The following is a 15,191-nucleotide window of genomic DNA, read 5'->3' as shown; positions in this document are numbered from 1 at the left end:
ACCTCCAATCATCGCTTCATGCTGCGCCGCTGTGAGCGCATCAGGGGACGGCTCTTCGATGAAGATCGCCGGACTGTACGTTTTGCTTTGCTTGTCGCTTGTTTCCCCTTCCGTACAAAAAGCTTATTTCCTGACGCTTTAGAGCGAGAGCTTCTTGAGCGGTTTTTTTTATTTTTCTTTACCAGCTTTTTCGATGAGGAAGCAGGAGCCTTTTTTAACATTCCTCCTGCTTCCTCTCGCTTTGTGCGGTAAGGATGCTTAGGCAGAGCTTGAAGCACGCTATCCACAACTCTTCGAGGCGGGTTGGCATGAAGCCGCATCTGCTCATCAGGACGCATGGGGCGATACGCCTCACCATCAAGGATATACACAAGATTCGAGCTTCCCTGTATGGCTTGAAAGAGATCCTTCCGCTTCAGAATGAACTGATAGAACAAATCATGAAGCCTGGTGCGAAAAGCCTCAATGCCATAAACCTCAATGGCCGCTCTTGCATTGTGCCGTCCTACAAGCTGACGTTCAGTCGGCTGAAGGATGAGGCCCTCTACAATGCGAAGCAATTCCTTCATATCGCCGCTTTCCGCCCCATAGCGGACATTGCCTGTTGCTGCATGTATCTCGGAGAGCCCGCCGGAACGATAAATGACAACGGGCTTGCCGAACACTAGGCCTTCTAGAGCTGTCATGCCGAAGCCCTCTGCTCCAAGGCTTGGGATCACCACGATATCCATAGCGGGGTACAAGGCTTGAATCTTGCTTTCAAAGCCCATGATATGAAAACGATCCATGTGACCGGTATATTGCACCAGCTTCATGCAGCGATCCATATATTCCTGATCATACGGCTCGCCCGCGATTAGAAAATGAGCGGCGGGATAACGCGACAGGAGCGCGAGTCCCATTTGAATAAAATGCTCCAATCCTTTATGCGCATAGATCGCGGAGGAGATATAGCCAATGAGACAGGTGGATTCCTGAACACCTACCTTCATGCGCAGGCTCTCCCGGTAGTAGGACCAAGCAGCGGGTTCCAGCGATTCCATATGCCAAGATGGCGGAAGCTTATAGTGAAAAGAAGAGAAAGGATATTGGTAAGTATGAAAGGGGGTTAGCGTCGTGTCGGAAATGCCGATAACGGCATCCGCATGCCTTTGAATCAACTGAATCGCCTGTTCCGTGGCGGGATAGTTATGAATGAGTTCTGTAATCTGCCAGAGCACGGGAATTTGCAGCTCTTTAGCGGCTATGGCAGGGAGAATATGAACACTCGTATTTACGAACACATAATCAGGCTGGATCTCATGGAGCAGCTTCGTTATCGACTGCCATTCCGGCTGCCCCTTTGCCCTCTCGACCTGTTCGCACAGCGCGGCGGTGGGGTGAACCATTTCGAAGAAGAGCGGGCATGGCTGAACTCGACAACGAATGCCGAGGGCCTCCGCCTGACGGGAAAGCATCCCTTCTGCTGGTACAATCAAGATGCAGGTATAATGATGAGACAGCTCTCGGAGCAAAAATAGCAGCAGTTTCTCCGCTCCCGTAATATACGAGAGATTACATAGGTGAGAGAAACAAGCAATCAATGGTTTCATGCCCTACGGTTCTGTTCCAAGCTTGCGCCCATGAACAGAATGCGGTTCACCTCCTTCGCCAAGGTATTACAATATATTAGTCCACGACGCTTGTCGGCACGACGATTGAACCACCTACAAGCGTACAATTTGCTTTTTACCTTCCCCGATGCACAAAAAAACTGAACTCTTAGTCAGCGCAGGCTGATAAGAATTCAGTTTATCCAGTTTTATAAAGGAAAGGGGTTATGGTGTTCGCCAACAGGCAAATGAAGGAGTAAGCTCTCTTGCGATTAAAAGCGGTCAATGGTTCCATCCTCAATACAGAACGGTTAATCCTCTGCTTTCCTTACTGAGTTCGCCTTGATCAAGTTCACATAAATTCTTTCGTGTACCGCTTGTCCGCCTGCAATCAAATTCAATAGCTGCTCTGACGCAACGGCTCCCCATCTGCGCTTCGAATAATCGATCGACGCAAGCTGCGGCTGAAGATAGCGTGCAGTCTCAATGTTGTCGAAGCCAATAACGGAAAGATTCTTCCCAATGGTATAAGAAGAGGAGTCCTTCAGTTCACGATACAGTCCAATCGCCATTTCATCATTCAGACAGAACACCCCAGCAGGGCCGCTATACTCTGCCATGATCTGCCGAGCAGCACGTACACCTCCCGATTGGTTGAAGTCCCCTTGAATCTCGATATAGTCGAGCGGCTGATTCCGTTCCATCGTTAAACGTACCGCCTTCAGTCTTTGCTCTGCATCGAAGGAGCCTTCAGGTCCAGTAACCACGTATATCTTCCGATAGCCGGATTCAATGAGATACTCTGCAGCAAGCGTGGCGCCAGCCTTATTGTCCAGCAGCACCTGAGATATATTCTTATGATTCAATTCCCGATCGAGCACAACCAGCTTATGGCCCCGATTCGCATATCTAAGCAGTTCGTCACTGTCAAACTTGGCATCCAAAATAATTGCTCCGTCCAGCATGCCTTCCGGAAGCAAGCGATGCGACTGCGTACCGCTGCAAATAATCAAATCGTAGCCCTGCTTGTTCAGCATATCCTTCATGCCTTGAAGCAGCTCGCCATAGAAGGAGCCCTCGAAGCTCGTAATAAAGGCGCCTACAATCATCGTTTGCCTCTTCTTTAGCGTCCTTGCGGCCGCATTAGGCACATAATTCATTTCATTTGCGATTTCAAGGATGCGGCTGCTTGTCTCTGCATTAACCTTAGGATTGCCATTTAGCGCATATGACACCGTGGATATGGAGACCCCGGCCCTTTTCGCAATATCCTTTATACTTACCACCTTATACGCCCCCATCGTTCATCACATTCGTACATTTACTATAACAAATTAGACGGCTACCAAGATAGGGAGCCGTTTACCATTCATAAATGCAGGTTGAGGTACAAGCCACACGATCGAAGCTGCTATTGCGTACTCTGGCTGATAAGAGAAATAGAGAAAAGGGCAGCGTATCCTTAGCTGTCAACAGCACTTTGCTTTTGCATGATCAAGATGACCTTACAGTGACCGACCTTTCATGCTTCAAGTTAAAGCCGTTCAAAGCCAAAGCGTTAGAAGGATACTCTGCCCTTATTGGGTTAAAAGCGTTGTTTCGCGCTACTTTATCATTTTATTTAGTGAGCTTTACGCTCGTGATGTTTGACGATCATGTCAACCAACAGGTAGATCTTCGAATCAGAATCTATCGTTATACACGTTTCAGGAACTCTACAATCGTGAGCAAGCCTTTATCGAAGTTCTCTAAATGGAAATGCTCATTTGGCGCATGCAGATTCTCTGTCGGCAGCCCAAAGCCCATCATAACGACAGGAGCGCCAAGCACGCGTGAGAATGTCTCGACAATTGGGATTGAACCTCCGTCCTTCGTAAAGAGCGCACGTGTACCATATACAGCCTCGTAAGCAACCGCTGCCACCTGAAGCATATGGCTCGATGGGTCCATATTGAAGGCACGTGCCTTCTCGCCTTCAGTGATCGAAAGCGTTGCTCCTGGCTGAACATGCTCCTTCAAGTGCTTGACGATATTGTTCAGCACTTCTTGCGGATCTTGTTCCCCAACAAGGCGGCAAGTAATCTTAGCTGTCGCTTCTTTAGGAATGACCGTCTTCGTTCCCTCGCCCTGGAAGCCTCCATATACTCCGTTAAGCTCCAAGGTTGGTCTTGCCCCTACACGCTCAACGAAGGAATAGCCTTCTTCGCCGAATAGTGCGTTCAATCCGAGATTCTCGCGAAGCTTCTCTTCACTGAAGTTTTGCTTTTGGAACTCTTCACGCATCATGTCAGACAGCTCAGGCACACCGTTGTAGAAGCCTTCTACGGTTACACGGCCCTGTTTGTCATGAAGGGAAGCAAGCAGTTCCACGATAGCATGCAGCGCATTCGGCACGCCGCCTCCATATGTACCGGAGTGAAGATCGGTGTTCGCCGTATGAAGGGTGACTTCCAGCGAACACAAGCCGCGCAAGCCTGTGCTGATCGAAGGCTTGCCTGGTTCAAGCAGCGAAGTATCCGAGATGACAATCGCATCGCAAGCAAGCTTGTCCCGATGGGATTCAAGGAATGGCGGCAGGCTTGCGCTCGCAACCTCTTCCTCGCCTTCAATACAGAGTTTGATATTGACCGGAAGTTCCTTCTCCTGCTTAAGCATCGCTTCTACTGCCAATACATGCAAATAGAGCTGGCCTTTATCGTCTGTCGCGCCGCGAGCGTACAGCTTATGGTCTCGAATATCCGGCTCGAACGGAGGCGTTGTCCACAAATTGAGCGGATCAACCGGCTGGACGTCATAATGACCATATACAAGAATGGTCGGCTTGCCCGGCGCATGCAAATAATCTGCCGTCACGATTGGATGACCATCTGTCTGATTAACTTCGACATGCTCAAGCCCAGCTTGGCGAAGTCGATTGGCAAGCCATTCCGCTGCTCTTGCAACGTCTCCTTTATGCGCGGACAATGCCGAAATACTTGGAATGGATAACCACTCTTTTAGTTCATTAAGATGCTGTTCGCGATGCTGCTCAAAGTAAGTTGCGTAGCTCATATAGGTCCCAGCCTTTCATTTTCAATATTTCAGCAAACCAATAGTTTCGCTTATGTTCATCATTGTACACACTTCTCGCGTCTCCTAACAATCCATGCACAGCGCTTCATTCCATTAGGAGTTGTTGTTTACTGTCCGTTGCAATCAAGTGCTGGACGATGAAGGGTCTTTCGCGTGAATAAGTCCCTACTCGATTCCTTCAAACGTCAGCAGGGAAGAATGCTGGCAGGCCGTCTGCAAATCGCGCCAAATATGGTTCAAACGGTTGCTTTCCATAATCGCGAGAAGTCCCATGTATGGGAATACGCCGTCTGCCATTTCTCTGACCGCTCTTGCCGCAAGCTTCGTATTGCGGCTGACCTCCTCGATCATGTCCTCGCTGATCTCACCCTGTGACAGCATCGTCTCCCATGACTTCGTCACGATCTCATAGAAGCAGGAGGTAATCTCCTTCAGTTGAATCTCCGCATGCTGAAGCACCTTGGTCATGCCTTCCATTCGTTCAGCAGAAGGAGGCGGAAAGCTTTCTTTTTTATCGGCAAGCATGAGATGCGCCTCATCAAGGAAGTGTCTGCCTACGCCAAGGATAAGTGCCGCAAAGGACGTTTCTGCAAATAATGCAAACGGGTAGTGATAGAGAGAATGATCATAGTCCGGATAGGCGTGAAGCAGGCTGAATGTCATCTCTTCAGGAACAAAGACATCCTCGACCTTGATCGTATGGCTGCCCGTCGCCTTCATGCCGAATGCATCCCAATCCTCTATAATGCTCACCTGCTCAGGTTGAAAAATGCACGCTCGAATGATCGGCTCATCCGTCTCTTCGGAAGCCTTCACAAGCACATTTGCCGTAAACATCGTGGCATGATGCGCACCGCTGCAATATTTCCAAGATCCGCTAACGCGATAGCCGCCTTCTACCGGGACGGCTGTTCCCGTCGGCTGTCCGCTGCCGGCAATCACCGCACTCTCCGGGAGGAATTGGCCCTTGCAGATGTCGGGCTTCATAAACGGAACGAAAAAGCCTCCACCAGCACCTATTGTGACCGTCCAGCCCAGTGCTCCGTCTATCCAAGCTGATTCCTCGAATACCTTTAGCGCCTCTGGCAAAGAAGTCATTGTCCCTCCAAGCACTTCTGGCACGAATAGCTTGAATAACTTGTGCTGCACCATATGATTGAGCCATTCCTGATCTACAGCTCCCGCACGCTCCATCCCAAGCGAACGGGCACGAATACGCCCGATCTGCTCTTCCGTCCAATACCTGGCCTTCATGCTTTCACCTCTATATGTATAAGTGATGTCATTCCTATGTGCTCCTACTAGTGTACCACTAAACAGACCTAGTAGATGACTGGAAATTGATATTTTTCGACTTTATCCTACACAAGTCAACTCTTTTCGAACTCCTTGATGCTTCACAACACCATTTCTGAGCCACCTATCCTGTTAAGATTTTTTTATACGCATCGATTGTGATCAGCTTCTCCTAGCGCTTGATTCATGCTCAATCATTATAGTAAAAATCCACCTTCCAGCCAAAGCGATACCATTGGAATGAGTCCCAAGGTCTATGCTTCGGTTTGTAAGGTGGATTCTTCATAAGGCTTGCCATGGCTCTAAATGAACACCTGAGCAAGCTGTACTTCTATCGAACGATTATTTCACGCTCGCTTTGTATTTTTCCAACAACTCTTTTGCCTTGGCAGGATCCGCCTTCAGCTCATTTCCTGTCTTCACAAGCGGGCTAACCGTCGAAACAGCATTGATCTTGTTGCCATTGTAGAAGGCTTTAATCTCTTCTTGGTTAATCGAGTACAATACCGCTTTTCTAAGGTCTTCGCTCTTCGCTACTTCACGGTTCGCCGTATTGAACAGCAGATAAGATACGGCATTGCTCTCAATGGATTGCAGCTTCAGCTTGCTGTCGCCCTTCACGATATCGTACTTCGTCTCAGGAACACCGTAGAAGATATGCGTTTCGCCGCTGCGAAGCGCGGACAAGGAGCTGTCGGAGTCCTTAATGAACTTCACTTCGATGCTGTTGATCTTAGGCTCATGCTCTGTCCCCTTCATATAGCCAGGGTTTTTGTAGAATACTGCCTTGTAGTCATTTTTATAGGACATGATGTACGGGCCGCTTGCATACAGCGTGTTATTGTATTTCGGTCCTTCTGTCACGGTATTTTGATCACCATAAGGAATGTCCTTGTTTACGTCAAAAGTAGCGACGTCATACGTGTTGATGCTCTCAACCTGCTTCTTGGACACGATGCCTGCGGATTGGTGCGCTAGGTAGTTCAAGACTTGCGGGAACGGCTCAGTTGTTGTCAGCTTGATCACTTGATATTTGCCAGCTTTAGTGTCCGCTTGGCCCTTATCTGTCACAAGCTGTGTGATCTTCTGATCCAAGCCTTGCTCCAGCGCTTCCTTCACCGTACCGCTGCCACCGGATTGCTTCTGATCTAATTGCGCAATATCCTTCACAACTTCAACCGTCTTAATATGCTCATGCAAGCTGTATGTGCGGTGATCCGGTACCGAGTTCTTATCCTTCGCACGGTTCAAGGAGAAGATTACGTCATCTGCCCCTACTCGCTCTCCTGTATCCACAGCCGCTTTATCCGTAATCTTCGCAAAGTTTACATCGTCTCTTAGAATGAAGTAGTACTCCGAGTTTCCATCCCCAATGCTGTAGTTGTAGGATAAGGAACCATCAGCCGTAATCTTGTCATCATCCGTCAAGTTGATCAAGCGAACATACATGTTCGTGTTCAGCATGTTGATCGATCCGTCATTCCCTTTGATCGGATCAAGGGAAGTTAATGTGGAATTTGCTTGGCTAAGTACAACGGACTCCTTATCGCGCTTGGATTCATCATTGAAGTCCAAGTCCTCCCATGCGAGTGATCGGGATTTGGATAGACGAACGGAATCCTCCTTCAGCAAGTCTTTATTGAAGGCTTGGCTCTTGTAAGAAGTATATAATGGCGCAATGTACGCTTTATCGAATACTAACAGCTGCTCGAATTGCTTGTACGTATCTGCGTATTGATCAGGCGTTTGCGTTGCTGCCTCATCAATGAGTTTATCCACTTCAGGATCGGAGAGCTTGCTATAGTCTCCACCTGTCTTGAACAAGGAACGTACCGCATAGTCCGGGTTTCCTGTTACTGTCGTCCAACTAGACAAGGAAATATCATAATTGCCTGCATCCTCTTGCGCTTTGAAGCTGCCGTAATCCGGCTGGATGTTCAGCTTCACGTTAAAGCCATTCTTCGTCAGCTGATCTCGGATGATGTTCAGATCCGATTCCCCGCTTGCCATGCCAAGCAGTTCAATATCGACCCCTGTCGTGTTTGCTTTCGACTCTGTCGTCGTCTCGGGCTTAGCATCCGTGGCTTCAGACTTCGTCTTGACGGAGCACGCGCTAATCAATAGGACAAGCGAGAGTAACAGCGATACATAAGCACTTTTTTTCATGATGGACCTCCTAAGATTATGATGTGACAAGTTCGGCCAAGATCATCATTCACAAACGTCGCCCGGTGAAGGACGGGAGGAGCGGCAGATCTTTTAGGGAACGATAACGTTCCAGCCTTCATCCTGCACGATTCTTGCGTTTATACAATAAGAATCCATGCATCCAAGATGACTGCGTTGATCAGATCTGACACTATTCGTCACTTCACCATGCCAACAATGAATACTGATATTGAGCCGTATGATTAGTCTAACTTCGGATCCAGTGCGTCGCGCAAACCGTCACCTAAGAAGTTAAAGGATAACACCAATGCAATAATAGCTAGACCTGGATAAACAGCCAGATAGGAATGAGATTCCAAGTACGCGCTGCCTATCTTCAAAATGTTGCCCCATTCCGGTATGTGCGGTTCTACTCCAAGCCCCAAGTAACTCAAACTGCTCGTCGCGATCACCGCTCCGCCAATCGTTAAAGTGGACTTGACGATCATCGGAGCAAGGGAGTTCGGAACGACATGCTTAAACAAAATGGACAAATGATTGGAGCCAAAGGCTCTAGCGGCATCCACAAATTCATAGGTGGATACCATCATGACATTCGCCCGCATCGTTCTCGCATAGGTCGGAATCGAGCCTACGCTCAGCGCAATGATCAGATTGACCGTATTGGCGCCAAATGCCGCAATAATCGCGATTGCTAGGAGAATGCCTGGAATCGCGTACAGCACGTCGAGTGCGCGCATGATCACATTGTCCGTCAATCGGCCGAAGTAACCGGACAATGCGCCGAGTATGCCCCCGAGGAGAGCCGGAATGATGGTTGTGGCAAGACCAACCAAGAGTGAGATTCTTGCCCCGAATACAATACGGGAGAACAAGTCCCGTCCGAAATTATCGGTACCGAAAGGATAAGCGAGACTGGAATGCTGAAGAATCGCTTCATAATTGTTCTCAACTGCAAAGCTGTACTCAAAGGTAAGCAAGCTGCACACCGACAAGGTAAAGATAAATAAGATAAAGAATAGGCCAAGCATCGAGGTATTGCTTGTTGTAAGCCGCTCCCATATGCTGCTTCGCTTGGCCGTATAGGGATTCAGGCTTTGTCTTCGCTTGGCTATAAGCCTAAGGCCAAGAATAAGGGCGAATAGATTGCCTGTAATCGCCGTTGCAATCAGCACGCCTGCCACTGCATTCGACCAGCTTGGGAATGAATCCATGCCATCCAGCTTGATGACAAGGAATAATCCAATAAGCTGAATGATCGTAATCACGATTAAGATCAGCATGCCGAGCAAAAACGTATCGGACACATAAGGCTTAAAAATGTTGATGGATGATACGGCAGTCACGAATAACTGCGTCAGCACCATATAGACGCCAATTGTGTATTCCGTGCTCTTTCTTGGCTTTACGAGCTCTGCTGCTGCGGTAACCGTGAAAATATTCCCGGTAAAGACGCTTAATAGCTGAACCGCTGCTAAAACTCGAGTAAGCGGCTGAATGCCTCCCCGCTTAATGAGATCACCGCGGATACGAATCGCTATGATCGCCTGCAGGAGCGTGAAGGCGGCATAGGCAAGACCTAGCCCGAAGAATACCGGCCGCACGCTACCTGTTCCGCTGTCAAAGCTGTTCAGCAGCAGGATTAACGTGAGCACAAGAGTGACGATCCAGGCAAAGTGGGCTTGACCGTACTCTCGCGCTGATTTGATTTGAAATGATATGTCTTGAGCCGTAAGGTTCCTCTTCTCCATGGCGCACACCTGCTTCAGTATTGTTTCATCTTGGATCGAATACGCGGATCGAAAAAGGCGTACAGGATATCGATGATGACATTAATGATCGAGATCGTAATCGCGGTGTAGACGACGCCCCCCATTATTGCCGGAATATCCGGAATAAACTGCTTGTCTACAATGTAGCTGCCGATCCCGCTAATATTAAATACTTTCTCCGTAACGGCTGCTCCCCCCAGGATGCTGCCGAATTGTAGCCCAACCACTGTAATAATCGGGATCATCGCATTGCTCGCCGCATGCTTGAACAATACGCCTTTTCGCTTAAGACCCTTCGCTCTTGCTGTAAGAATATAGTCTTCATTAATGACCTCAAGCATCGAAGATCGCGTCATTCTGGCAACAGCAGCCGTGAGTCCCGTACCCAGCACTATGACCGGCATAATCATGGACAGCCAGTTCTGCGGGTTGAACGTAGCCGGCAGCCAGTGGAGCTTAATCGAGAAATTCAGGATAAAGATTAGCCCCTGCCAGAAGTTTGGTATCGATAAGCCCAGCAACGCAATAAACATAAACGTATAATCGAAAAAGGAATTAGGCCGCGTAGCCGAGATCATCCCAACCGGAATCGCAATGATCAGCGCAACAAACAGCGAAATGACAGATAAGGTAAGAGTTATCGGAAACTTATTCGCTATCGCTGTCGTAACCTGCTCGTTGCCTGCAAAGGAGTTGCCTAGATCAAAGGTCAGGATGCCTTTGAGATTGTTCCACAACTGCACGAGATAAGGCTGGTCAAGTCCATAGATCTGATTGAAATTGTCGATCTGTTCCTTCGTTGCCGTCTCTCCTAATATATTCGCTGCTGGATTAAGCGGCGAGAGATGCAAGATGGTAAATACAACGACCGCTACGCCCAATATAACAAGCAGCGTCATCACAAGGCGTTCCATCAAGTACTTCAGATAAGGACTGTTATAAAGCAAGATCAGGATGTACATCGGCAACCCAAGAACAATAGAGACGACCCAGAACCACGGCTTCTCCATCAGAGCAGCAAAGGTATCCCCATACCTGCTTCTCTTTCGGCCTTGTTCCTCCAACTGCTGCATGGTGCGTTCCTGCAAAGTACGGTTGAATTCCTCCTCCGTCCATCGCTTCACCTGCTTCAGCTTCGCCTGCTCGCTGATCTTCTTTCCAAAAAATTGTTCCTTGCGCTCAAGCTGCTCGTTAAAGGAGCAACGGAGCTCTTCCTTATAATCAGAGTCAAGCAGTTCCTGCTTCGTCCTCCTTAGAATCTCAGAGTATGCGTCACTCCGTCTCTCATAGAGGTAGAAGAGGAGTACAACGATATGGATGGGCAAGCCCACTAACAGCACAATCCATCGATAGATAGGATGCAACAGCATCTTCTGATGGGCACTGCTAATGACGTTGGCAAGTCCTGCATTCGAGTGTACGTCTCTTACCCTTAAGACCTCCTTCATTGTCACTACTTCCTCTCGCATTCTATTAAATTGCATAATTCCGATCTGTATAGTATATTATAGACAAACTTTTTAAAAGTCAATAATTTCTATAGCAATCTTTGTAACAATATAAATCCTTCGTTACTAGATTTTCAATGGTTTCTTTGTTATTATGTGGCATTTTGTTGCCGATAACTTTATCCTAGACAGCAGGTGAACCGATGGAAACGATATTGCAGGTCCGTAATCTACATGTCTCCTTTCAAGGAAGAGACCGTGAGGTTAATGCGGTACGCGGAGTAAGCTTCGAGGTGAAAAAGGGAGAGACGCTTGGCATCGTAGGCGAATCCGGGAGCGGCAAGAGTGTAACCGCCCGCTCCATTATGCGCCTTCTTCCCTCCCCTCCTTCTTATGTTAAGGAAGGAGAGATCCTCTTCCTTGGGGAGAATATTGCCCATAAGAGCGAGAAAGAGATGGAAAGCATTCGTGGCCGTGACATCGGCATGATCTTTCAGGATCCGATGACTTCCTTGAACCCGACCATGAAGATCGGAAAGCAAATTGCAGAGAGCCTAGTCAAGCATCAGAAGCTGTCCCGTGAAGAGGCGAAGAAGGAAGCGATCGAGATGCTGAAGCTCGTCGGCATTCGCGACAGTGAGGCCCGCTATGAGCAGTATCCGCATGAATTCTCTGGCGGCATGCGCCAGCGGGTCATGATTGCTATCGCGCTCGCCTGCCGTCCACAGCTATTGATCGCAGATGAGCCAACCACTGCGCTTGATGTTACGATTCAAGCGCAAATTCTGAATGTGATGAAGAGCATGCAGGAGCGGCTCGGCATCTCCATCATTCTGATTACACACGATCTCGGCGTTGTCGCCGGCATGTGTGATCGTGTGGTGGTCATGAAGGAGGGCGAGGTCGTTGAGACGGGGACGACAGAGGACATATTTGAGCGGCCGCAGCATCCTTATACGCTCAAGCTGCTGAATGCTCTTCCGAAGCTTCATGAGAAGAAGAAGCCGAAGGAAGCACCGCTTATTATTACGCCGAATGCCGCAGAGCCTCTGATCGAGGTTCAAGGCTTGAAGCGCTACTTCCAGCTTGGAAAAGGCCAAGTATTGAAAGCTGTCGATGATATCAGCTTCCATATTAAGCAAGGGGAAACCTTGGGTGTCGTTGGCGAATCCGGCTCCGGCAAGTCGACGACGGGACGCACGATTCTTCGCCTTCATGAGCCGACAGCTGGCGATGTCCGTTATCAAGGCATGTCCATTAACCGCATGAACAGCAAAGAAATGAAGATGATGCGCCGCTATATGCAGATGATCTTCCAGGATCCATATGCATCGCTGAATCCGCGCTATAAGGTGCTTGATATTATTGGGGAAGCCCTTGACGTGCAGAAGCTCTCGCTAAGCAAGCAGGAGCGCAGGAAGCGCGTAGAGGAGCTTCTTGAAATGGTGGGGCTTGATGCCTCCTATGCCCTTCGCTATCCTCACGAATTCTCTGGCGGACAGCGTCAGCGCATCGGCATCGCAAGGGCGCTGGCGGTCGATCCCAAGTTCATCGTGTGTGATGAACCACTGTCTGCCCTTGATGTCTCGATTCAAGCGCAGATTGTCAAGCTGCTTGGGGAGCTGCAGCAGCGGCTTCAGCTGACCTATCTGTTCATCGCCCATGACCTGTCTATGGTGAAGCATATCAGCGACCGTGTAGCAGTCATGTATATGGGCAAAATCGTCGAGCTGGCGGAAAGCGAGGAGCTGTATGCGAATCCGCAGCATGAATATACGAAATCGCTGCTGTCCGCGATACCGATTCCCGATCCGAAGATTGAGGCACAAAAGAGCCGCAAGCTGATGGATGACTCTTCCTTGCAGGACAAGTACAATGTGGCCAATTCCCAGTTGGTTGAAGTGAGCAAGGGACACTGGGTGGCTGTATAATCGTTTCATATACAACAATCCCCCTATTCATAAGGAACAGCTAGCCTTCCTTTGAATAGGGGGAACTTTGTTTGATTAAGCTTGCTCCGTGCGGCTGATTGTCTTCTGGAGCAGATCCGTCAGCAGGAAAGATACATTATCGGACTGGGTATATACAACCATATCACAGCCAAGCAGACGGTAAATCGAGCGCGGATAATGATTTCTAGTGATCAGTACAATACGCTCGCTGGTACAAGGCCTAACTAGCTGCAGCAAACGACACGTCAGCGTAAAGCTTGACTCGAACAAGTAAATGCGGCCGAGCGGCTTCTCTGGCGGAAGTGCCTTGCTGTTCGTGGTGCGAATCTTCCAAATATTCTTGATGCCAAGCTTCTCCATTCTCTTTCCTGCACGCAGATTGTTCACAATAGCCGCTACTGGCAAGCCGGCTCCTCTCAGCTGACGGATAAAATCCTCGCCCATCCCATTCGGAGCGAATATCGTAATCATTCGATCCGTCTCTTGCATAATATGAGTTCCTCCCTATCCCGTTTCATACATTCATTCGGGTAAGAGGCATTGCTTATTCATGTGAGATCGAAAGCATCGATCACCACGCCTCTCCTCGGACGCTTACGAGGTTAGCTGTCGGGTTCGGAATCGAAGAGTCGCCCTACTGGTTCATCGGAGAGAGCCAAGCGCTAGCATGGCTTTATTCTCCTTCACCAGATTCACCCCATTATCAGGCCTGAGCGAGCTGCTGCTCGCAAGCCTGAATACATTCATTGGTTCCCCCGTTTCCGCATATATGCGGAACTCAGCGATGAAGACGATAACGGTTGTTCGTGTTGATGAAGTGAATCTTACTCTATCCTAATATTCATGTAAATGGGGATGAGCGCTCATTTAACCGCATGCTGCAACTTTCCGCCTATAGAATCCTATTGAATCTTCATTTCTCTCTTCATTATCTCGGCCAATCTCTGTCTCTCGTTTTAATCTACTATCCCGCTAGAAAGATCTTGATAATGAAAGAATAATAAGGTTGTAATCGCTTCAACAGCCCATAATCGCTGCTATTCCTTGATAGGCTTTCTTCTTCCTTTTTCATAATAAAAAACCGCCCCGTTCTAGTGACCAACGCAAGCGGTGTGAAGCGATGTTCATGTTTCTTACAGATTAAGACACTCCCTCTCCTAACCAAATATTGTGCCCAGCAACTGATTGAGCCGGTTCGCATAAGTATGCTCGCGAAGCGTACGCTCCAGACCCCGCAAGGCGATGTTGCGCCGCTCCTCCTCATGCTTGAGATAGTAATCGATCTTTGTCATCATCTCGTCGGGCGAGCTGTAGGTCTCAATCTCAACGCCTGGCGTATAGAAGCGGCCAAGATCGCTTCGAATATCCGTAAGCTGCAGCGTTCCGCACAGCATGATCTCAAAGGTTCTTGGGTTCGGCGATGACGCCGTAATTCTTGTTGCGTTGGTATTGACCGATTCATCCTCAGGAGAGCGGTGCATGTTGATGACGATCTTGGTCGTGTTGTAGGTATCGGCTGTTTCCTGCGGACTCATCCACTTGCCAAGGTCAATCCTCGACTGGTAATAGTGATAGCCCGACAGCCGATCCCACCAGAGTCCTGACAGGTGGGCATTGTATTTCATCATTCGGTCAATGATCGGTTCGAAAAATCGAATTCGATTCCAGTACCCAGAGCCAACAAAGCCCACATCACGCTGTCCTGGCGAAGGTGTCGTCTTCGGTCTGAAATGCCCCGGATAGCCTGCAAAAGGCAAATAATACACCTGCGGACAACCTAACGATTGATAGAAGCCAACACTGTTTAGCTCTAATGTAAAAACATAATGATAATGCGTCACAACCCGTGCCATGGTATCAGTATAATAAGGATCGTCCGTGATCCATACC

At 48.7% G+C, this 15,191-nt stretch carries 10 protein-coding genes and 1 riboswitch; of the genes, 1 reads left to right on the top strand and 9 read right to left on the bottom strand.

Annotation, left to right across the window (positions count from 1 at the left end; translation table 11 throughout):
* Positions 1 to 8 precede the first annotated feature (8 nt).
* From I2H74_RS05140 to I2H74_RS05110, 7 genes are all read right to left on the bottom strand, one after another.
* Positions 9 to 1,592, bottom strand: a complete 1,584-nt coding sequence (locus I2H74_RS05140; RefSeq protein WP_195572174.1) for a glycosyltransferase family 4 protein — start codon at positions 1,590 to 1,592, stop codon at positions 9 to 11.
* Positions 1,593 to 1,903: 311 nt separating this feature from the next.
* A complete protein-coding gene (locus I2H74_RS05135) occupies positions 1,904 to 2,878 on the bottom strand; it encodes a LacI family DNA-binding transcriptional regulator (RefSeq protein WP_195572173.1) in 975 nt (324 codons plus the stop codon).
* 409 nt (positions 2,879 to 3,287) lie between these two features.
* A complete protein-coding gene (locus tag I2H74_RS05130) occupies positions 3,288 to 4,643 on the bottom strand; it encodes a dipeptidase (protein ID WP_195572172.1) in 1,356 nt (451 codons plus the stop codon).
* A gap of 186 nt (positions 4,644 to 4,829) precedes the next feature.
* Positions 4,830 to 5,918 carry an acyl-CoA dehydrogenase gene (locus I2H74_RS05125; protein ID WP_195572171.1) on the bottom strand — a complete coding sequence of 363 codons (1,089 nt, stop codon included), beginning with the start codon at positions 5,916 to 5,918 and terminating at the stop codon, positions 4,830 to 4,832.
* Between the two features lie 384 nt (positions 5,919 to 6,302).
* Positions 6,303 to 8,126 carry an ABC transporter substrate-binding protein gene (locus I2H74_RS05120; RefSeq protein WP_195572170.1) on the bottom strand — a complete coding sequence of 608 codons (1,824 nt, stop codon included), beginning with the start codon at positions 8,124 to 8,126 and terminating at the stop codon, positions 6,303 to 6,305.
* Positions 8,127 to 8,371: 245 nt separating this feature from the next.
* Positions 8,372 to 9,880 (bottom strand): ABC transporter permease, encoded by a 1,509-nt coding sequence (locus tag I2H74_RS05115; RefSeq protein WP_195572169.1) that lies wholly within the window; start codon positions 9,878 to 9,880, stop codon positions 8,372 to 8,374.
* A 14-nt stretch (positions 9,881 to 9,894) separates the two neighbouring features.
* Positions 9,895 to 11,349, bottom strand: a complete 1,455-nt coding sequence (locus tag I2H74_RS05110; protein ID WP_229106414.1) for an ABC transporter permease — start codon at positions 11,347 to 11,349, stop codon at positions 9,895 to 9,897.
* Positions 11,350 to 11,552: 203 nt separating this feature from the next.
* Here I2H74_RS05110 and I2H74_RS05105 point away from each other — a divergent pair, with 203 nt between their 5' ends.
* The gene (locus I2H74_RS05105) at positions 11,553 to 13,280 is read left to right on the top strand and encodes an ABC transporter ATP-binding protein (protein WP_195572168.1); all 1,728 of its coding nucleotides are present in this window, start codon (positions 11,553 to 11,555) and stop codon (positions 13,278 to 13,280) included.
* Positions 13,281 to 13,355: 75 nt separating this feature from the next.
* On the opposite strand, the gene I2H74_RS05100 is transcribed toward I2H74_RS05105, so the two are convergent.
* A complete protein-coding gene (locus I2H74_RS05100) occupies positions 13,356 to 13,790 on the bottom strand; it encodes a hypothetical protein (protein ID WP_195572167.1) in 435 nt (144 codons plus the stop codon).
* Between the two features lie 86 nt (positions 13,791 to 13,876).
* Positions 13,877 to 14,095, bottom strand: a riboswitch (cyclic di-AMP (ydaO/yuaA leader).
* A 363-nt stretch (positions 14,096 to 14,458) separates the two neighbouring features.
* A partial coding sequence (locus tag I2H74_RS24490) for a CgeB family protein (protein WP_229106413.1) occupies positions 14,459 to 15,191 on the bottom strand: 733 nt, incomplete at its 5' end.

This window comes from Paenibacillus sp. 1001270B_150601_E10 (genome assembly GCF_015558675.1).
GTDB lineage: Bacteria > Bacillota > Bacilli > Paenibacillales > Paenibacillaceae > Paenibacillus_B.
Note: the sequence above shows the minus strand (reverse complement) of the source record. Positions and strands in the feature narration are given on the sequence as shown.